Below are 18,528 nucleotides of genomic sequence, written 5' to 3'. Positions count from 1 at the left end.
ACCATCTGGCACCCTGCAAAGCCTTGTCTTTGCAGTGCTGATTGTCACATCGAAGGAGACGACCATGCGTACTGCGCTGATGGCAGCGTCAATTGCGGCGGCCGCCCTTGGCGGTGCGGCCCGGGCCCAGGAGGAAAAGCCGCAGGCCGAGGGCGCGCCGGCGGAAACTGCCGCCCCTGTGACCCGCAGTGAGAAGCCCGGTCCCGAAGAGCCGCTGCCGGAGATCGACCGCGAGGCGATCCGGGCCAAGCTCGAACGTGCCGGAATGCTGACGACGGACAAGCCGGATATTCCGGAATAGGACCCCGCATCCGGATCCGGGAGCGGCCGGCAGGCCGTCTCCCGGGTTGAGCCCGGGCTATTCCTGCGCCGCCAGAAAACGCTCCGCTTCCAGCGCAGCCATACAGCCCATTCCGGCCGCGGTCACGGCCTGGCGGTAGACGTCGTCGGTGACGTCGCCGGCGGCGAAAACACCGGGGATCGAGGTTTTCGGCGTGCCGGGCTCGACGATGAGATAGCCGCCTTCCTTGGTTTCCAGCTGGTCGATGAAGAGTTCCGTTGCCGGGGCGTGGCCGATGGCGACAAAAAAACCGTGGGCCGAAATGTCGGTGGTCTCGCCGGTCTTGACGTTCTTCACGCGCACCGCCGTGACCCCGGGCGGATCGGTGTCGCCGAGAACCTCCTCGACGACGCTGTCCCAGACCACTTCGATCTTGGGATGTTTGAACAGGCGGTCCTGCATCACCTTTTCCGCGCGCAGGCTGTCGCGGCGGTGCACCAGGGTTACCTTGGAGGCGAAATTGGTCAGGAAGAGCGCTTCCTCGACGGCCGTATTGCCGCCGCCGACAACCACGACATCCTTGCCCCGATAGAAGAAGCCGTCACAGGTGGCACAGGCGGAGACGCCGAAGCCCTGGAATTTCTGCTCGCTCTCCAGGCCCAGCCATTTGGCCTGGGCGCCGGTGGCGATGACGACGCTGTCGGCCGTGTAGGTGGTGCCGCTGTCGCCCTTCAGCACGAAGGGGCGCCGGGACAGGTCCGCCTCGACGATAATGTCGGAGATCATTTCCGTACCCACCTTCTCGGCCTGTTCGCGCATCTGCTCCATCAGCCATGGGCCCTGGATGACGTCGGCGAAGCCGGGATAATTCTCGACATCGGTAGTGATGGTCAGCTGGCCGCCCGGCTGCAGGCCGGCAATCAGCACCGGTTCCAGCATGGCGCGCGCAGCGTAGATGGCGGCGGTATAGCCGGCGGCGCCGGAACCGATGATGATCAGGCGCGAATGACGCGTCTCGGACATGGGAAACCTCGGGAAGTCTGGTGACGGGCGCGGGGCCCCGGGTCTGGATCGGACGACTTATATAGGGCGTTCGCAGCGCGATGCATGCCCGATGTCAGCATTCCGGCTATGCGCCGCGCACCGGGACGAGGGCACGCACCATGTTCATGTCGCGCGGTCCGGGCCAGTTCATCGTGTCGAACGGGTCCTCGCCGTCCTGGCCGGTATCGACGAGATGGGCGGCATAAAGATGCGCTGAACGGCCGCCGGTGCGGCAATGCATGACCACCGGTCCGTCCGCTTCGGCGAGCAGGTCCCCGAGCGTGGCGGTGAGCACGGCGCTGGCCCCGTAAGTGCCGCCGATCGGCAGTTCGACATAGCGCATGCCACGCGTCTCGACGGCTTCCGGCAGGTAGAAGGACAGGCCCGACGTCTCTCCCGGCGTGCGCGAATTGACGATCATCTTGACGCCGTCCGCGGCCCACTGGTCCAGATCGGCCTCGCTGGGCTGGGCCGCAATCCATATGTCGCCATGCCGGCAAACGACGGTTTGGCTTTCGCTCTCGCTCATGCGGATATCCTTCTCAATCGTCTTGTCCTGCCATCCGCCAGCGCGCGATCAGCGCGGCGGCCATGCGGTTGGTCTCGTCCAGGGGCGGATAGGTCCAGCGGTCGAGATCGCCCAGATAGGGACGGATCGCGCCATATCCTTCAAGCGCGGCGTGCAGCCGGGCGAACTTGCCGGGCCTGCCGGCCATGGGCAGCGTGTAGACGGGCGCGCCGGTCGCGGCAGCCTCCAGCAGCATGTTCGTGGATTCCTCGGTGACGAAAATCCAGTCGGCCGCGGCCAGGAAGGCGAAATAGGGATTGTCGCCGTCGCCATCGAAGAACCAGACCCTGTCCTGCCCGGCCAGGCGTTTGGCCAGACGCGCGCGGATCCTGTCCGGCGTACGCCTGGAGACGGTCACCATGAGGCTGAGGCCCCGTCCCAGCAGATGGTCGAGACGCCGTTCGAGATAGACCGCGATCTCTTCGGTCACCTTGAAGCGTTTCGAGGCGCCGCCGATCAGCACGGCGGCGCGGGGCCCCCGCAGGGCCTCGATCCGCGCGGCAAACCGGGCGCGGCCCTCGTCCAGCTTTTCGCGGGAAATCCGGTTGGGCGAGCCGATCATGGCCATCGCGTTGTCGCGCTTAAGGCGGTCGTGATCGGGGGCGACAATCAGATCGAAAATATCGTGGCGGGTTCGCGGGTCCTGAACATAGACAAAGAACGTGTCCGGGAAGATGCGGCGATGCTTGCGGGCGACCTTCACGGCTGCGCGGCCACAACCGATCCACAGATCCGGCGAGGCGGCGGCTGGCAGGGTGACGAAACCGTCCCGCCGCACCATGACGCGTTCGATCCCGACCGGCCGGTCCAGCTTGCCGGCCACGGCCTCGGCCAGGCCCAGCGCCTGGTTCTCGATGCCGCGGCGCCCGTCCGAGACCACCCAGATGGTGGCCTGATGCGGGTCTGTCGCTATTGCGTTGGGGGGCAGGTCCGGTTGCGCCATGGCCGCGACTTAGAAGATGCGACCGGCGAGGCGTCAAGACTGCGTGCCCGTTGACAGGTCGCGCTACAGATGTCACATAGTGCGACGAATGTAGCGTCTCCATCACAGGAAATGTCATGACGTCCTCCGCACCCTCCCAGGCCGAGCTGGCCGTCCTGAAGCATCTTTGGTCCGCCGGGCCGCAAAGCGCGCGCGAGGTCCAGACGGGCATCGGCGAGGCCACCGGCTGGTCCTATTCCACCACGCGTACATTGCTGACGCGGATGACCGAGAAGGGCCTTATCGCGCGCAAGGATGTGCACGGGCTCTCCGTGTTCGAGGCGACGGCGGAGAAGGTCTCGCTCATGGGCCGGATGATCCGCGATTTCGCCGCCAACGTGCTGGACATGGACGGTCCGCTTCCCGGCACCGCCTTTGCCGGCAGCCGTCTCTTCACCGAAGAGGAGGCCGAGGCGCTGACGCGTCTGCTCGAGGATGGCGAGCCCGACGGGGAGGCGCAGCGATGACCGGATTGCTCGATGCGCTTCTGGCCGGAGCCGGCCTGTCCGTTCTTGCGGCCATGGCCGCCTGGCTGCTCGGCCATGGCCTGCGCAACCGCATCCATGGCGCCGAAGTGGCCGTCTGGCGTACGGCCCGCCTCGTAGCCCTCTTGCCGCTCGTCCTGGCGCCCCTGATCTATCTCGTGCCGCAAACAGCCGCCGCGCCCGTGGGGCTGGAGCTATCCATGGCCACGCCGGTCCCGTCGTACCCGGCGATGGCGGCGGCAGCGGATATGCCGGCCCCGCCGGTCCCCCTGCCGTCCTTGCCCGTATTGCTGGGCCTGGCCTATTGCGCTGGACTCGTCCTGGCGCTGCTGATCGCCGCAACCCGCCATATCGCCCGCAATCGCCTCCTGGCGCGCACGCGCCCGGCCTCGCCACAGGAGCGCCGGCCGCTGGAAGCCCTTGCAGGCCGGATCGGCGTACGCGCACCGGAAATGCGCGTCGGTCCTGCCGGTGTCACGCCCTTTCTGACGGGGTGGCGCGGCATCGTGATCGTGCCGCAGGACCTGGTGGAACAGCGCGACACGCTGCACTACGCCCTCATTCACGAACTCTGCCATCTGCGCCGCGGCGACGAACGTGACCGGCTGGTCGGTGCGGCCCTGATCGCGGTCAACTGGTTCAACTGGCCGCTGCGCCAGATCGAACGCGAACTGAATGCGGCGCGCGAAATCGCTTGCGACCGCGAGGCCCTGAATGCGCTGGGGGGCGCGCAGCGCAAGGCCTATGCGGCCGCGCTGATCGACATGATGCGGTGTGCGGCCCCGGCCGTCTCCGCCTTCGGACCATCCAACAGGAGACACCGGGAAATGCGAATCAAAGCCATCATGACCGCTCGGGCGGCGCGGAAGAGCCGCGCCGTCTGGCTCGCCGCCACCATCCTGGCCAGCGCCGTTCCCATCGCCGGCGCCCAGGCCCTGGTGACCGAAAGGCGCATCGTCAACGAACCCGTCGAAGCGGTGAACCCGGTCCGCGGTAAGAGCCTGCATGTGTCGGCCGCCGGTTCAATGGCCATTGCAGATGACGATCATTTCCGCGAGACCGCTGCCGTGCCGGAACCCGAAGCCGAACCGCATGCCGAGCCTCATGCCGAACCGCACGCCGCACCCCGTTCCGAGCCTCATACCGCACCTGCTGCGCGGCAGCCGGCCAGCCGTGCCACCCCTGCGGTTGCGCCGAGCCTGACCCACCGGGTTGCGCACGGGCGTATCACCAGCCGTTATGGCGATCGTCCCGCCCGCCCGGCCGGTGCTCCGGCCTTCCATCATGGCATCGACATCGCTGCCGAACGCGGCACGCCTATCGTCGCGCCGGGTGCGGGTGTGATTGTCCATGCTGCGGCCGGGTTCAACGGCAATGCCGCCTGGGGCAACACCATTGCCATCGATCACGGCAATGGCTGGCAGACCGTCTATGCCCACATGGAAGGCTTCGATGTGGCGTTGGGCGATCACGTCTCGCCCGGCCAGCAGATCGGCCGTGTCGGGTCGACCGGCCGTTCCACCGGCCCGCACGTGCATGTGGAACTGCACCATGACGGCGAGCGCCTGGATCCGGCCGGCGTGGTGCCGGGCCTGTAGGGGCACCGCCTGCTCGTCGAAACACCGACGGCAGGGTTGGGGGAAGCGCCGGTGGCAAAGGCCGGTTCCCGCGGAAACTGCTTCCCCCTTTCGCGCTTCCGGGTATCCTTGACGGCGGTGCCGTCCCGGGAGGCGTGACATGCGGTGCATTGCCGTTTCAGCCTGTCTTGCCGGCCTCCTTGCCGGGGCTGGCCACGCTCAGGGGTTCGTCGAGTGGCATACGGAAAATGTCCAGCTGCTGCGCGGGTTCGACTATGAGCTCGGCGACAGGCGGCGCACCATCGTCACGATCGAGCATGCCAATCGGTGGCGCTTCGGAGACCTCTTCCTGTTCGCCGATGTCACATGGGGTGATGATGGCCAGCGCGGCGTCTATGGCGAGGTGTCCCCGCGTTTCTCCCTGTCCCGGATGACCGGCCGGGATATCGCCTTCCCTGCCGTACGTGACATTTACATCGCAACCAATTTCGAACTGGGCGATGAGGGCCTGGACCGGAGGCTGGCCGGGCTGGCGGCGGACCTCGACGTGCCCGGATTCCGTTTTCTGAGAGTGCACGCCTATCACCGGAACGATCCGGAGCGGCCGGGGTCGACCTGGCAGTGGACCCTCGTCTGGAACCGCTCGTTCCGGATCGGCGGGCAGGCGTTTCTCACCGAAGGCTTTGCCGACCTGGCCGGTGGCGAGGGGGCCGGAACGGCCCACCAGCTCGTTGTGCCGCGCCTGTTATGGCAGGTGCCAGAAACCGACGGGCTCTATCTGGGCGTGGAATATCAGTACTGGCGCAACAAGTTCGGCGTGCCCGGTGTCGATGAGCGCGTTGCCCAGCTGCAGCTGAAATGGACGCTGGGATAGGCAGAAGGCGAGGCAAAAACAAGCCGGCGCCCCGAAGGAGCGCCGGTTGAAACCCTCAGCCTGTCGGGATGAAATGTCTAGGCGCCCCACTCCACCGACATGATCTCGTAGCTCTTCAGCCCGCCGGGTGCATTCACCTCGACGACGTCTCCGACTTCCTTGTTGATCATCGCGCGGGCGATCGGCGAGGAAATGGAGATCTTGCCCGATTTAACATCCGACTCGTCATCGCCGACGATCTGGTAGGTCGATTCCTCTTCGGTGTCCTCGTCCAGAACGGTCACCGTGGCGCCGAACTTGACCTGGTCGCCGGACATTTTCGAGGTGTCGATGACCTGGGCGCGGGCGAGCTTGTCTTCCAGCTCGGTGACGCGGCCCTCGATATAGCCCTGGCGTTCCTTCGCGGCGTGATATTCCGCATTTTCGGACAGATCGCCATGTTCGCGCGCTTCGGCGATGGCGGCGATCACGGCCGGGCGTTCGACCGTCTTCAGACGTTTCAGCTCTTCGTCGAGGGCTTTATGCCCGGCGACGGTCATCGGGATCTTGTTCATACGACCACATTTCTTCGGGAGCGGGAGACAGGCTAGCCTCCGCGAAGTTGACCATCAAGAGTAGGTCTGCAGGGCCATCGGTTCAAGCGCGCCGTCATCGATGCGCCGTAGCGACAGGATGGCGGCCCGTGCGGCCGAAGCGGTCGTGTAGCACGGGATTTTCATGTCCAGCGCCGTGCGGCGGATGGAATAGCTGTCCAGATGCGACTGGCGTCCCTCGGTGGTGTTGAAGATCAGCTGTACCTCGCCATTCTTCATCAGGTCGACGATGTGCGGCCGGCCCTCGAACACCTTGTTGACGCGGGTTACCGGCACGCCGGCCTCTTCCAGCACCGAGGCCGTGCCGCCGGTGGCCAGGATCTTGAAACCCAGCATGACGAGCACGCGCGACGGTTCGATCATGCCTGCCTTGTCGCTTTCCTTGAGCGAGATGAAGACCCCGCCCGAGCGCGGCAGTCTCACACCGGCACCCAGTTCGGCCTTGGCGAAGGCGGCCTCGAACATGGTGTCGATCCCCATCACCTCGCCGGTCGAGCGCATTTCCGGGCCCAATACCGGGTCGACACCGGGGAAGCGGGCCCAGGGCATCACCGCTTCCTTGACCGAGACATGTTTCGGAGCCGGGTCCTTGAGGCCGAACTCCTTCAGCTTGGCGCCGGCCATCACCTTGGCGGCGATCTTGGCGACCGGCTGGCCGATGGCCTTGGCCACGAAGGGTACGGTGCGCGAGGCGCGCGGATTGACCTCCAGCACGTAGATCTCGCCGTTCTTGACGGCGAACTGGACGTTCATCAGCCCCTTCACGCCGATCGCCCTTGCCATGGCAACGGCCTCGGCCTTCAGCTCGTCGATGGTTTCCTGCGGCAGGTTGTAGGGCGGCAGCGAGCAGGCGCTGTCGCCCGAGTGCACGCCGGCTTCCTCGATATGCTGCATCACGCCGGCGACCCAGACATCCTCGCCGTCGCAGATGGCGTCGACATCGATCTCGTCGGCGTCGGTGAGATAGCGGTCGAGCAGCAGCGGAGACTTGCCCGAGACGTGGACGGCCTCGCGCAGATAGCGGTCGAAACTGTCGATCTCGCGGATGATCTCCATCGCCCGGCCGCCCAGCACATAGGAGGGGCGCAGAACGAGGGGGAAGCCCAGCTTTTCCGCTTCCGCGCGGGCCTGGTCTTCCGAGGAGGCGATGGCGTTGGGCGGCTGTTTCAGGTTCAGCCTGTCCAGCAGGTCCTTGAAGCGCCAGCGGTCCTCGGCCAGGTCGATGGCGTCGGGCGCGGTGCCCAGGATGGGCACGCCCTCGGCTTCCAGCTCGCCGGCGAGCTTGAGCGGGGTCTGGCCGCCATACTGGACCACCACGCCCAGAAGCGTGCCACGGGCGCGTTCGGTCTCGATGAGTTCGAGCGTGTCCTCGATCGTCAGCGGCTCGAAATAGAGCCGGTCGGCGGTGTCGTAGTCGGTCGAGACAGTCTCGGGGTTGCAGTTCACCATGATCGATTCGATGTCCATTTCGCCGAAGGCGAAGGCGGCATGGCAGCAGCAATAGTCGAACTCGATACCCTGGCCGATCCGGTTCGGGCCGCCGCCCAGGATGATGGCCTTCTGCTTGTCCGACGGATCGCTTTCGCAATCGGCCTGGCCGCCGAAGGCCGGGCTCTCGTAGGACGAATACATGTAGGGCGTCGCGGCAAAGAACTCGGCTGCGCACGTATCCACGCGCTTGAACACGGGGCGCACGCCCAGCGCGCGACGGGCCTTGCGCACCGCGGCCTCGTCCTTTTTCACCAGCTGGCCCAGGCGGGCATCGGAAAAGCCCATGGCCTTGAGGGCGCGGAACTTCTCTGCCGTCTCCGGCAGGCCGAAGGTGGCGATGTCTTCCTCCGTATGGACGAGGGCCTCGATCTGGCGCAGGAACCAGGGCTCGTAAAGCGAGGCGGCCTGGACCTCGTCCACGCTCAACCCTTCGCGGAAGGCCTGGGCGATGACGCGCAGGCGGTCGGGCGTGGCCACCGAGAGGGCGGCGCGCACGGCTTCCTTGCGGGCGTCCTCATTGGCGGCCTCGACGACGCCGGGGATCTCGACATCGTCGAACCCGGCCAGCCCGGTCTCCATCGAGCGCAGCGCTTTCTGCATGCTTTCCTGGAAGGTCCGGCCGATAGCCATCGCCTCGCCGACGGACTTCATCGAAGTGGACAGGCGATTGTCGGCGCCGGGATATTTCTCGAAGGCAAAGCGCGGGATCTTGGTGACGACATAGTCGATGGTCGGCTCGAACGAGGCCGGAGTGGCACCATCGGTGATATCGTTGGCGATTTCGTCCAGCGTATAGCCCACGGCCAGCTTGGCGGCGACCTTGGCGATGGGGAATCCGGTGGCCTTGGACGCCAGCGCCGAGGAGCGCGAGACGCGCGGATTCATCTCGATGACGACCATGCGGCCGTCTTCCGGATTGACGGCGAACTGCACGTTCGAGCCGCCCGTCTCAACCCCGATCTCGCGCAGCACGGCCAGCGAAGCCGAGCGCATGATCTGGTATTCCTTGTCGGTCAGGGTGAGGGCCGGGGCGACGGTGATACTGTCGCCGGTATGCACGCCCATCGGGTCGATATTCTCGATCGAGCAGACGATGATGCAATTGTCCGCCTTGTCGCGGACGACCTCCATCTCGAATTCCTTCCAGCCGACAATGGATTCCTCGACCAGGATCTCGTTGACCGGCGAGGCATAGAGACCGTTGCGGCAGATCTCTTCGTATTCCTCCACATTGTAGGCGATGCCGCCGCCGGTGCCGCCCAGGGTGAAGGAGGGACGGATGATGGTCGGCAGGCCGATCTCCGACATCACTGCCTCGGCCTCGGCCATGGAGTGAACGGTGCGCGAGCGCGGGCTTTCCAGCCCGATCTTGTCCATGGCTGTGCGGAAGCGTTCGCGGTTCTCCGCCTTGTCGATGACGTCGGCGCGGGCGCCGATCATTTCCACGCCGAACAGGTCAAGCACGCCGCGCTTGTCCAGTTCCAGCGCGCAATTGAGCGCGGTCTGGCCGCCCATGGTCGGCAGGAGCGCGTCGGGGCGTTCCTTCTCGATCACCTTGGCGACCATTTCCGGCGTGATCGGTTCGATATAGGTGGCATCGGCCAATTCCGGATCGGTCATGATCGTCGCCGGGTTCGAATTCACCAGGATGACCCGGTAGCCCTCGGATTTCAGCGCCTTGACCGCCTGCACCCCGGAATAATCGAACTCGCAGGCCTGGCCGATGACGATGGGGCCGGCGCCGATGATCAGGATGCTTTCGATGTCGGTGCGTTTGGGCATGGGCGTTCGGGCCTTCGTCTGCGTGCGCGCGCACCCGTCGCGGCACCCCGGTTCCGGGAGGCCGTGCAGGTGGCGTCGGTTTTGATGCTGAAGCGGGTACCTATCGCGGAATCGCGGAGAAGGTAAGGGGGAAACTGTGACTTTCGGTGTGTATGAGGATAAATATCTGAATTAAATATGAAAATGAGTAGTTCGGATGGCCGCTTTCCGCGGGCGGGACAGGCTCGGCAACCGGGAGGGTTTGCTGCAGCCTTCACCCCGTGTGTGAGGAAGGGGGCGGGGATACGAACGAACAGACACATACCGCGACGGCTGGGGGGTGAAAATCACGGTCATGCTCCCGATTGCCGATGCGGTACGATTCAACTAATCTCGGAATAAATTCAAGTTAAACTTTAATTCATGGACGTGTCCTTGCCCGAAACCGCCCACGACAGCCGCATTCGCGGCCTCAGCCGTTTCCTCTCCGCCGCCACGCTCGGTCTCATGGCTGTCATGCCGCTGATGGCCTGGGGGCCGTGGCTGTGGCCCGGCGTATTCGAGATGATCGGCCGGTCCGGCCAGGTGCCCGGCAACGGGTTCGGCGGCGGGCTGGACTGGTTCGTCTGGCCCCTGCGCCTGGGCGCCGCGGGCATCGCCACGGTGGCGCTGCTGGTCGCGCTCTACGGTCTCATGGGGCTGCGCGATCTGTTCCGGGCGTGCGCGGAAGGCCGGTATTTCTCTGCCGGAGCGGTGAGCGGTTTCCGGCAATTTGCCCTGGCCAGCCTCGTCAATGCGATCTGGGCGCCTTTCGAGCATACGCTGATGGGCGTCTACCTGTCGGTTTCCAATCCGAACGTGCCCAATGCTCTGGAGATTGCCCTGGGATCCGACCATGTCCGGGCCATCGGCCTGGCGCTGGTCTTCTTCCTCATCGCCCACATCCTGGCGGAAGGCCGCCGGCGGCATGAGGAGCTGGAGCTGATCCTGTGAACGGGACCGGGACTCCCGCCGGCGAGATCGTGGTGCATCTCGACGTGCTGCTGGCGCGCCGCAAGATGCGTTCGAAGGAGCTGGCCGACCAGGTCGGTGTTTCCGAACAGGCGCTGTCCATGATCAAGACCGGCAAGATCAAGGGGATCCGCTTTTCCACCCTGATTGCGCTGTGCGACGTGCTGGACTGCCAGCCGGGGGAATTGTTCGAATTCAGGCGGAGCGAAGGCTGAGGTCCCGCCACAGCATGGGCTGCACGTCCCCGCGCGTGCCGGCGACCCGCTCGCCGACCAGCCAGTGGGCGCGTTCGTGCAGCAGGGGGATGATGGCCTGTTCGTCCAGCAGGCGGGTTTCGGCCATGCGGTAGGCGAGCGCGCGTGAGGCCGGATCGCTTTCGGCCCGGGCTGTCGCCATGGTGCGGGCGAACTCGTCGTCTTCCCAGTTGAAATTGTCGGCAAAACCGCCCGGTGCGAACGGGTCGAGCATGAAGAAGGGATCGGTCTTGAGGCCGCGATTGAAGCTGGCCACGGCGATGTCGAATTCGCCGGCATCGACGGCCTGGTAGAGATCGGTGGGATAGGTCACCAGAAGCTCGGTCCCGACCCCGAGCCGGTTCCAGTCGTCGGCAATGGCGATGGCGATCTGTTCATTGACGCCGGTCGTGGTGCGGATTTCCACCCGTTCAGGCAGGTCGGGATCGACGGGCGGGCTCAATGCCGCGCCGCGGCGTGCGAGGGGATCGGCCGGCGCTTCGCGCGGGATGACGTGATGAGTGGGGCGGGCCGTGCCGGCAAAGAAGTTCTCGGCAATGAATTCGCGGTCTATGGCCCGGGACAGGGCCCGCCGTGCCCGCACATCGGCCAGCGTCGGCCGGGCATGGTTGAGTTTGAGATAGCGCAGGATCGGCGCGTCGAAACTCCGGAAACGTTCGCCCAGACGTTGGCGCAGAAAGGCGATCTGGTTCGGCGGCGGACTGTCGGCCAGGTCGAAATCCCCGGCCCGGAAAAGCCGGGTACGGGTGGCGTCGTCGCGCACTGCATCGATGCGGATCGCCGGAACCGCGACGTTGTCGGCGGCGTAATAGTGCGGGTTCCTGGCCAGGTCGAGATGCAGCTGGCTCTCCCCGGTCACGGTATAGGCGCCTGCGGTCACGATGTTTTCCGGCCGCACCCAGTTCAGCCCCGCCCGTTCGACGACATGGCGCGGGAACGGGTAGAATTCGCGCATCAGGATGGGAAAGAGGCCCAGCGGGGTGGACAGCCGGAATACCACCCGGCGCGCATCCAGGGCCTCGACACCCAGCCGGTCCGGCGCCGCCTCGCCGGCCTGGATGGCGCGGGCATTGGCGACGGCATGAAAGAAGTCGCCGAGATTGGCCAGGCTCTGTCCGGGGTCGACGAAACGGCGCGCCGACCAGGCCACCGTATGCGCATCCAGCGGATGCCCGTCCGACCAGGCCAAGCCCTCGCGCAGATGAAAGGTCCAGCTGAGCCCGTCGGGCGAGACCGTCCAGCGCTCGGCCAGGCCCGGCGCCACAGAGCCGTCTGACGCATATTCGGTGAGCCCGGCATGGATCTGCTTGTAGACGAGTGCCGCTGCGGCGAATTCGCCGCGCGCGGGGTCGAGGCTGTCGGGCAGGCTTGTGGTCGCCACCCGCAAGAGGTTTTCAGGTGCGGCCCGGCGGCCGCAGGCGGCAAGGCCGGTAGCGGCAGACGCGGCAAGGAGGGCGCGGCGATTGAGCATCGCGCCATCATGGCGCGATTTGCGGAGGAGGGAAGGCCGAGTTCTTTCTTCCCCGCTCGCGGGGAGGGAAGAAACTACGCCTCGGCTTTCGCCAGCGCGCCGACAAAACGGTCGAACACGCCGAAACTGTCCTGCGGGCCGGGGGAGGCCTCCGGGTGGTGCTGGACCGCCCAGACCGGCTTGTCGGTAAGCTTGAAGCCGGAATTGGAGCCGTCGAACAGGGAGACATGGGTCTCCACGGCGTTGGCGGGCAGGGTGGTGCCGTCGACGGCGAAGCCGTGATTCATCGACACGATCTCGACCTGCCCGGTCTCGTGGTTCTTCACCGGGTGATTGGCGCCGTGATGGCCCTGGGGCATTTTCGCGGTCCTGGCACCGATGGCCAGGGCCAGCATCTGGTGGCCCAGGCAGATGCCCAGGGCCGGGATGCCGGCGTCCAGCACCGCCCTGATCGTGGGCAGGGCATATTTGCCGGTCTCGGCGGGATCGCCCGGGCCGTTGGAGAAAACCACACCGTCGGGATTGAGCGCCTTGACGTCCTCGAAGGAGGCCTTGCCCGGCAGTACGGCGACCCGGGCGCCGGCCCCGACGAGCAGGCGCAGGATGTTGGCCTTGACGCCATAATCGAGCACGACGACGCGCGGCCCGTCCTCAGGCCCTGCGGCGTAGCCTTCGCCCCGCGTCCACGTGCCTTCGTCCCAGTCGCCGGGCTCGGCGCGGGCGACATCGGCGGCGAGCTCGCGGCCTTCCATGCTAGGTGCCTTCGCCGCGGCGGCCTTGAGGGCCTCAACGTCTATCCGGCCATTGGGGTCGTGTGCGATGGCGCACATCGTCATGCCCTTTTCCCGGATGCGGCGGGTAAGCGCGCGGGTGTCGACGCCGGTCAGGGCGACAATGCCGCGTGTGCGCAGCCATTCGTCGAAACTCTGCTCGGCGCGCCAATTGGCCGGCGGTGTGATCGTCGCACGCGAGATCATGCCGACCGCGGCATGGCGGGCAGGTTCGGAGGCGGCTTCCTCGTCTTCCGCATTGGCGCCCACATTGCCGACATGGGGGGAGGTGAAACACACCACCTGACCGGCATAGGACGGGTCCGCCAGGATTTCCTGATGCCCGGTCATCGCCGTGTTGAAGCAGATCTCGCCGATTGCCATGCCGGCCGCGCCGGCACCGAAACCGAACAGGACCTCACCGTCGGCGAGGGCGATCGCACCGGTTGCTTGGGTCGGGATGTCTTGCGTCATGGGGCGACTCCGGGCCTGGCGGGACGGCGGCGGCGCGCGCGGGAATCGGCGCCCGGGCAACGTCCGGGTAAACGGGCGCTTCGCTAGTCTCTTCGCCCGCCGCGGTCAATACCTGCAACTTCGCATGCCGGGTTTTCGATCACGCTTTATGACCGCTTTATGATTGGGGCTTGATTCTTTTCCGACATGGGAATATTCCCCCGGCCCTCGTTTCGGGGGCATTCGGCCCCGCCAGCGTCGATGTCAGGAAAAGACCTTAATCGCTCGAAACAATGGCGCAGCTTAAGAGACGCGCAAGAAAAGTTCTCCACACCGGAAATCTCCTGTCGGGTGGCCGGACGCCACCCAGAATGGATGAGTTGACCCATGTCGCTTCGTGACCGCATTACTGAAGAAATGAAATCCGCCATGAAGGCCGGGGACAAGGCGCGCCTGTCGACGCTGCGCCTGATCTCGGCGGCGGTAAAGGACCGCGACATCGCGGCGCGCGCCGAGGATCGCTGCGCCGGATGCGAGGACACCGAGATCCTGTCCATCCTGCAAAAGCTGGTGAAGCAGCGCGAGGACAGCGCCGACACCTATGAAAAGGCCGGCCGTCTCGATCTGGCCGAAGCCGAGCGCGCGGAAGCCGAAGTGGTCCGCGAATTCCTGCCCAGGCCGATGGACGAGGCCGAGATCGAACAGGCCGCGGAAACTGTCGTGCACGAGCTGGAAGCCTCCGGCCTGAAGGATATGGGCCGCGTCATGGGCGAGCTGAAAACCCGCTATGCCGGCCGTATGGATTTCGGCCAGGCCGGCGCCAAGGTGAAACACCTGCTGGCGGGTGCGGCGTAGGCCAGGGCCGCGTTCCCTTAAGGGACGTGTCGCTCCGCAGCCCTGACTCTCCGCGTGACGCCACCGGCAATCCGGCGCATCATGTCCGGCTGGACCCCGGGGTCATGAGGCGGACTTGTTTCCATGCGGCTGAGCGATGACTTCATCGACGAGATCAAGGCGCGGATTCGTCCGTCGGACCTGATCGGCCGCTCGGTTCCGCTCAAGCGCCAGGGGCGTGAATTCGTCGGCCTCTCGCCCTTCAAGAAGGAGCGCACGCCCTCCTTTTTCGTCAATGACGACAAGCGCTTCTATCATTGCTTCGCCTCGGGCAAGCATGGCGATGTCTTCACCTGGCTGGAGGAGATGGAGGGCTTGTCCTTCATGGAGGCGGCCGAGCGTCTGGCCGGCGAGGCGGGGCTGCGCCTGCCCGATCCCGATCCGCAGGCCGCCGAAAAGAGTGTGCACCGCAAATCGCTGGTGGAATGGATGGAGGCGGCCCAGGCGTTCTACCAGCGGGCCCTGTTCGGACCGGCCGGCGAAACGGCGCGCACCTATCTCAAGAGCCGCGGGCTGACCGGCGAGGATTGCAGGCGTTTCGGCATCGGCTATGCGCCCGACGGGCGCACGGCGCTGAAGGACGAACTCGTCACCGCCGGTGCACCGGTGGAGGACCTGATCGAGTGCGGCCTGCTGATCCAGCCGGATACGGGCTCGCCCTATGACCGGTTCCGCGACCGCATCATGTTCCCGATCCATGATCCGCGGGGGCGGCTGGTGGCGTTCGGCGGGCGGGCGCTGTCGAAGGAGGCGCGGGCGAAATATCTCAACTCGCCGGAAACGCCGGTCTTTCACAAGGGCTCGGTCCTCTACCGCTATCCCGAGGCCCGCAAGGCGGCCTCCGATCCCAAGCAGGACATTCGCGGCCTGATCGTCGCCGAGGGTTATCTCGACGTGATCGCCCTGGCCCGGGCCGGGCTGGAGCATGGCGTGGCCCCGCTGGGGACAGCCGTAACCGAAGACCAGATCCAGCTCCTCTGGCGCGCCGGCGGCGAGCCGGTGATGTGCCTGGACGGGGACGGTGCCGGGCGTGCGGCGGCGTTCAAGGCGGCCGACCGGGCCCTGCCGCTGTTGCAGCCGGGCAAGACGCTGCGCTTTGCCTTCATGCCCGAGGGCAAGGATCCCGACGACATGCTGCGCGAGGAGGGACCGAACGCCCTGCGCGCCGTCTTCACGGAAACGCGGTCCCTGGCGGATCTGCTCTGGGAGCGCGAGGTCAATCTGGAACCGCTGGACGATCCCGACCGCCGCGCCGGGTTCCGGCGCCGTATCCGGGCTCTTGTCTCGCAGATCGCCGATACCGATATACGCGAAGAGTACAAACGCGAATTCGACACGCGCATGGAGGCGCTGTTCGGAGCGCGGCCGAAGTCCGGTTTTCAGCGCCGCGGCTCGGGGCGCCTGCCCAGGCTGGGCGCGACACCGGGTCTCAAGCGCGCCGCACGGCCGGCGCCGGGGGCGGCGGATGCCCGTCTTCTGCTGCTGGCGGTCATAGAATATCCGGATATTGCGCTCGATCAGGTGGAAACACTTGCGCTTTTGCCTCTCGGTTCGCTTGACTCGTTGCGCGACGCCGTTTTAGACGCCTGCTCTTCTGGGCAGTCTGTGCAAACCGACACGCTTAGGGCCAGATTGGCCGAGGCCGGATACGCGGCGATGTTGAAGCGGTTGGACGGAGAGCGCGGACCCATGCGGGCGGCACTGGGCGGCAATGAAGCATCCTTGACGTCGAGGACGGAGGCTTGGACGCGTCTGGCGGCGGCCTATATGGAACGGAGCGAGGCACAGCGCCGGCGTGACGAGATCCGCGCGCGGCTGAACGAAGAAATTGGCAGGGACGATTCGGAGAGTGTACGGCGGCTGGTTGAAGCCTGGCGCCGGGAAACCTCTCGCTCCGAACCGTCCTGATGCGGAAGATGAATTCGAATTGTGCGCTGCAGGGCGGCGCGACAAGGGACGAATAGATGAGCAAGACGGCCGAAGCCAACGACGCATCGGAAAACCAGGACGGTCCGCTGCTGGACCTGACGGACCAGTCGGTCAAGAACATGGTCAAGACCGCGAAGAAACGCGGTTATGTGACGCATGACGAGTTGAACGCCGTTCTGCCGAGCGAGGAGTTTTCCTCCGAGCAGATCGAGGACGTCCTCGCGCAATTGTCGGAAATGGGCATCAATGTCGTCGACAGCGAGACCGATGTCGACGACGACGCAGGTGACGGCAAGGCGTCGGCCGCGTCCGGCGACAGCGGCGAGGAAGACGGCGACGAGGAGGAGGAAAGCGACAGCCGTGCCGTGGCCGGCACGTCCAAATCCGCCGTCGTCGGCCAGAATACCGGCTCCTCCGCCGACCGTACCGATGATCCGGTGCGCATGTATCTGCGCGAAATGGGCTCGGTTGAGCTCTTGTCCCGCGAGGGCGAGATTGCCATCGCCAAGCGCATTGAAGCCGGCCGCAACGCGATGATCCGCGGCCTGTGCGAAAGCCCGCTGACCTTCGAAGCCATCATGGTCTGGCGCGACGAGCTGCAGGAAGGCCAGGTCCTGCTGCGCGACATCATCGATCTGGATGCCACCTATGGCGGCCAGCAGGCCGAAGGTGAAGGTGAAGGTGAGGGTGAGGGCGAGGACGGCGAAGGCGCCGAGGCTGCTGCGCCGGCTCCGGCACCGGCCGCACCCGAGGCCGAAGAGGCCGAGAAGCCGGCCAAGCCGTCCAAGGACGATGACGAGGACGGTGAAGACGACGCCGAGGGCTCCGGCGAAGGCGATGACGAGGATGAGGACGACGACGATGATGACGGCGCGTCCCTGTCCCTGTCGGCCATGGAGGCCGAGCTGCGCGAAGGCGTGATGGAGATCCTGGACAGTATCGCCACGGACTTCGCCGCCTTCCGCAAGCTGCAGGACAAGCTCGTCGCCGCGCGCATCGAGGGCAAGGACCTGACCAAGCAGAGCCGGGAGAAGTACGAGGGACTGCAGAACTCCATCGTCACCCAGCTCAATACGATGCATCTCAACAATGCGCGTATCGAGGCCCTGGTCGAGCAGCTCTACGCCATCAACAAGGAGCGCATGTCGCTCGAGGGCAAGCTGTTGCGCATGGCGGATGCCCATGGCGTGCCGCGCGCCCAGTTCATGGACAGCTATTTCGGCAACGAGCTGAACCCCGACTGGCCGGGTTCGATGAAGGGCACGTCGAAGGCCTGGGACCGCTTCATCGAGCGCGAGGCGACGGACGCCTCGAAAATCCGCGACGATCTTGCCGATCTCACCCAGCGCGCCGGCGTGCCGATCGAGGACCTGCGCCGCATCGTGCGCACCGTCCAGAAGGGCGAGCGCGAGGCCCGGGTGGCCAAGAAGGAGATGGTCGAGGCGAATCTGCGCCTGGTGATCTCCATCGCCAAGAAATACACCAATCGCGGCCTGCAATTCCTGGATCTCATCCAGGAGGGCAATATCGGCCTGATGAAGGCCGTCGACAAATTCGAATACCGCCGCGGCTACAAATTCTCCACCTATGCCACCTGGTGGATCCGTCAGGCCATCACCCGCTCGATCGCCGATCAGGCGCGGACCATCCGCATCCCGGTGCACATGATCGAGACGATCAACAAGATCGTGCGCACCAGCCGTCAGATGCTGCACGAGATCGGCCGCGAGCCGACCCCGGAGGAACTGGCCGAAAAGCTGGCCATGCCGCTGGAGAAGGTGCGCAAGGTGATGAAGATCGCCAAGGAGCCGATCTCCCTGGAAACGCCGATCGGCGACGAGGAAGACAGCCATCTGGGCGATTTCATCGAGGACAAGAATGCCGTCCTGCCGATCGACGCCGCGATCCAGGCCAACCTGCGCGAAACCACGACACGGGTGCTCGCCAGCCTGACCCCGCGCGAGGAACGCGTCCTGCGCATGCGTTTCGGCATCGGCATGAATACCGACCACACGCTGGAAGAAGTCGGTCAGCAATTCTCGGTCACCCGCGAACGCATCCGCCAGATCGAGGCGAAGGCGCTGCGCAAGC

General features: G+C 65.7%; 16 protein-coding genes. 9 read left to right on the top strand and 7 right to left on the bottom strand.

Features of this window, described 5'->3' with window-relative positions; translation table 11 throughout:
* The first annotated feature begins 64 nt into the window (after nucleotides 1-64).
* Nucleotides 65-301 carry a hypothetical protein gene (locus Q1U94_RS13405; protein ID WP_300545580.1) on the top strand — a complete coding sequence of 79 codons (237 nt, stop codon included), beginning with the start codon at nucleotides 65-67 and terminating at the stop codon, nucleotides 299-301.
* A 57-nt stretch (nucleotides 302-358) separates the two neighbouring features.
* On the opposite strand, the gene trxB is transcribed toward Q1U94_RS13405, so the two are convergent.
* The 3 genes from trxB to Q1U94_RS13390 form a co-directional block, all read right to left on the bottom strand.
* The gene (gene trxB, locus Q1U94_RS13400; protein ID WP_300545577.1) at nucleotides 359-1,303 is read right to left on the bottom strand and encodes a thioredoxin-disulfide reductase; all 945 of its coding nucleotides are present in this window, start codon (nucleotides 1,301-1,303) and stop codon (nucleotides 359-361) included.
* Nucleotides 1,304-1,409: 106 nt separating this feature from the next.
* Nucleotides 1,410-1,853: a sulfur transferase domain-containing protein gene (locus tag Q1U94_RS13395; RefSeq protein ID WP_300545575.1), complete on the bottom strand. Its 444-nt coding sequence runs from the start codon at nucleotides 1,851-1,853 to the stop codon at nucleotides 1,410-1,412.
* 13 nt (nucleotides 1,854-1,866) lie between these two features.
* The gene (locus Q1U94_RS13390) at nucleotides 1,867-2,835 is read right to left on the bottom strand and encodes a mitochondrial fission ELM1 family protein (protein ID WP_300545574.1); all 969 of its coding nucleotides are present in this window, start codon (nucleotides 2,833-2,835) and stop codon (nucleotides 1,867-1,869) included.
* 116 nt (nucleotides 2,836-2,951) lie between these two features.
* Here Q1U94_RS13390 and Q1U94_RS13385 point away from each other — a divergent pair, with 116 nt between their 5' ends.
* The 3 genes from Q1U94_RS13385 to Q1U94_RS13375 all read left to right on the top strand — a co-directional run bounded on the left by Q1U94_RS13385 (nucleotide 2,952) and on the right by Q1U94_RS13375 (nucleotide 5,810).
* Nucleotides 2,952-3,341 carry a BlaI/MecI/CopY family transcriptional regulator gene (locus Q1U94_RS13385; protein ID WP_300545573.1) on the top strand — a complete coding sequence of 130 codons (390 nt, stop codon included), beginning with the start codon at nucleotides 2,952-2,954 and terminating at the stop codon, nucleotides 3,339-3,341.
* Nucleotides 3,338-4,957, top strand: coding sequence for a peptidoglycan DD-metalloendopeptidase family protein (locus Q1U94_RS13380; RefSeq protein WP_300545572.1), 1,620 nt, complete (start codon nucleotides 3,338-3,340; stop codon nucleotides 4,955-4,957). The genes Q1U94_RS13385 and Q1U94_RS13380 overlap by 4 nt, the downstream gene beginning before the upstream one ends.
* 139 nt (nucleotides 4,958-5,096) lie before the next feature.
* Entirely contained in the window at nucleotides 5,097-5,810 is a 714-nt protein-coding gene (locus tag Q1U94_RS13375; RefSeq protein WP_300545570.1) for an outer membrane protein OmpK, read from the top strand.
* A 77-nt stretch (nucleotides 5,811-5,887) separates the two neighbouring features.
* On the opposite strand, the gene greA is transcribed toward Q1U94_RS13375, so the two are convergent.
* Nucleotides 5,888-6,364, bottom strand: a complete 477-nt coding sequence (gene greA / locus Q1U94_RS13370; protein WP_300545568.1) for a transcription elongation factor GreA — start codon at nucleotides 6,362-6,364, stop codon at nucleotides 5,888-5,890.
* Between the two features lie 54 nt (nucleotides 6,365-6,418).
* Nucleotides 6,419-9,676, bottom strand: a complete 3,258-nt coding sequence (gene carB / locus Q1U94_RS13365) for a carbamoyl-phosphate synthase large subunit (protein ID WP_300545566.1) — start codon at nucleotides 9,674-9,676, stop codon at nucleotides 6,419-6,421.
* A gap of 414 nt (nucleotides 9,677-10,090) precedes the next feature.
* On the opposite strand from carB, the gene Q1U94_RS13360 reads away from it, so the two are divergent.
* Both Q1U94_RS13360 and Q1U94_RS13355 read left to right on the top strand, forming a co-directional pair.
* Nucleotides 10,091-10,648: a DUF2975 domain-containing protein gene (locus tag Q1U94_RS13360; RefSeq protein ID WP_300545564.1), complete on the top strand. Its 558-nt coding sequence runs from the start codon at nucleotides 10,091-10,093 to the stop codon at nucleotides 10,646-10,648.
* Complete coding sequence (locus Q1U94_RS13355) at nucleotides 10,645-10,881, top strand: helix-turn-helix transcriptional regulator (protein WP_300545561.1); 237 nt, start codon at nucleotides 10,645-10,647, stop codon at nucleotides 10,879-10,881. Before Q1U94_RS13360 ends, Q1U94_RS13355 begins: the two co-directional genes overlap by 4 nt.
* On the opposite strand, the gene Q1U94_RS13350 is transcribed toward Q1U94_RS13355, so the two are convergent.
* Nucleotides 10,862-12,391, bottom strand: a complete 1,530-nt coding sequence (locus Q1U94_RS13350; RefSeq protein ID WP_300545559.1) for a peptide ABC transporter substrate-binding protein — start codon at nucleotides 12,389-12,391, stop codon at nucleotides 10,862-10,864. The genes Q1U94_RS13355 and Q1U94_RS13350 overlap by 20 nt on opposite strands.
* 74 nt (nucleotides 12,392-12,465) lie before the next feature.
* Entirely contained in the window at nucleotides 12,466-13,635 is a 1,170-nt protein-coding gene (carA, locus tag Q1U94_RS13345; protein WP_300545557.1) for a glutamine-hydrolyzing carbamoyl-phosphate synthase small subunit, read from the bottom strand.
* Between the two features lie 366 nt (nucleotides 13,636-14,001).
* Between carA and Q1U94_RS13340 the strand changes: the two genes are divergently transcribed.
* From Q1U94_RS13340 to rpoD, 3 genes are all read left to right on the top strand, one after another.
* Nucleotides 14,002-14,469, top strand: coding sequence for a GatB/YqeY domain-containing protein (locus tag Q1U94_RS13340; RefSeq protein ID WP_300545556.1), 468 nt, complete (start codon nucleotides 14,002-14,004; stop codon nucleotides 14,467-14,469).
* Nucleotides 14,470-14,592: 123 nt separating this feature from the next.
* Complete coding sequence (gene dnaG, locus Q1U94_RS13335) at nucleotides 14,593-16,416, top strand: DNA primase (protein ID WP_300545555.1); 1,824 nt, start codon at nucleotides 14,593-14,595, stop codon at nucleotides 16,414-16,416.
* Nucleotides 16,417-16,472: 56 nt separating this feature from the next.
* Nucleotides 16,473-18,528: RNA polymerase sigma factor RpoD (rpoD, locus tag Q1U94_RS13330; RefSeq protein ID WP_300545553.1), on the top strand; the 2,056-nt coding region annotated here is incomplete at its 3' end.

The sequence above is a fragment of the Maricaulis sp. genome (assembly GCF_030149515.1).
GTDB lineage: Bacteria > Pseudomonadota > Alphaproteobacteria > Caulobacterales > Maricaulaceae > Maricaulis.
Note: the sequence above shows the minus strand (reverse complement) of the source record. Positions and strands in the feature narration are given on the sequence as shown.

Coding starts and splice junctions, on each gene's coding strand:
- Q1U94_RS13405 (WP_300545580.1), top strand. CDS start 65: ATGCGTACTGCGCTGATGGCAGCGTCAATTGCGGCGGCCGCCCTTGGC.
- trxB (WP_300545577.1), bottom strand. CDS start 1,303: ATGTCCGAGACGCGTCATTCGCGCCTGATCATCATCGGTTCCGGCGCC.
- Q1U94_RS13395 (WP_300545575.1), bottom strand. CDS start 1,853: ATGAGCGAGAGCGAAAGCCAAACCGTCGTTTGCCGGCATGGCGACATA.
- Q1U94_RS13390 (WP_300545574.1), bottom strand. CDS start 2,835: ATGGCGCAACCGGACCTGCCCCCCAACGCAATAGCGACAGACCCGCAT.
- Q1U94_RS13385 (WP_300545573.1), top strand. CDS start 2,952: ATGACGTCCTCCGCACCCTCCCAGGCCGAGCTGGCCGTCCTGAAGCAT.
- Q1U94_RS13380 (WP_300545572.1), top strand. CDS start 3,338: ATGACCGGATTGCTCGATGCGCTTCTGGCCGGAGCCGGCCTGTCCGTT.
- Q1U94_RS13375 (WP_300545570.1), top strand. CDS start 5,097: ATGCGGTGCATTGCCGTTTCAGCCTGTCTTGCCGGCCTCCTTGCCGGG.
- greA (WP_300545568.1), bottom strand. CDS start 6,364: ATGAACAAGATCCCGATGACCGTCGCCGGGCATAAAGCCCTCGACGAA.
- carB (WP_300545566.1), bottom strand. CDS start 9,676: ATGCCCAAACGCACCGACATCGAAAGCATCCTGATCATCGGCGCCGGC.
- Q1U94_RS13350 (WP_300545559.1), bottom strand. CDS start 12,391: ATGCTCAATCGCCGCGCCCTCCTTGCCGCGTCTGCCGCTACCGGCCTT.
- carA (WP_300545557.1), bottom strand. CDS start 13,635: ATGACGCAAGACATCCCGACCCAAGCAACCGGTGCGATCGCCCTCGCC.
- Q1U94_RS13340 (WP_300545556.1), top strand. CDS start 14,002: ATGTCGCTTCGTGACCGCATTACTGAAGAAATGAAATCCGCCATGAAG.
- dnaG (WP_300545555.1), top strand. CDS start 14,593: ATGCGGCTGAGCGATGACTTCATCGACGAGATCAAGGCGCGGATTCGT.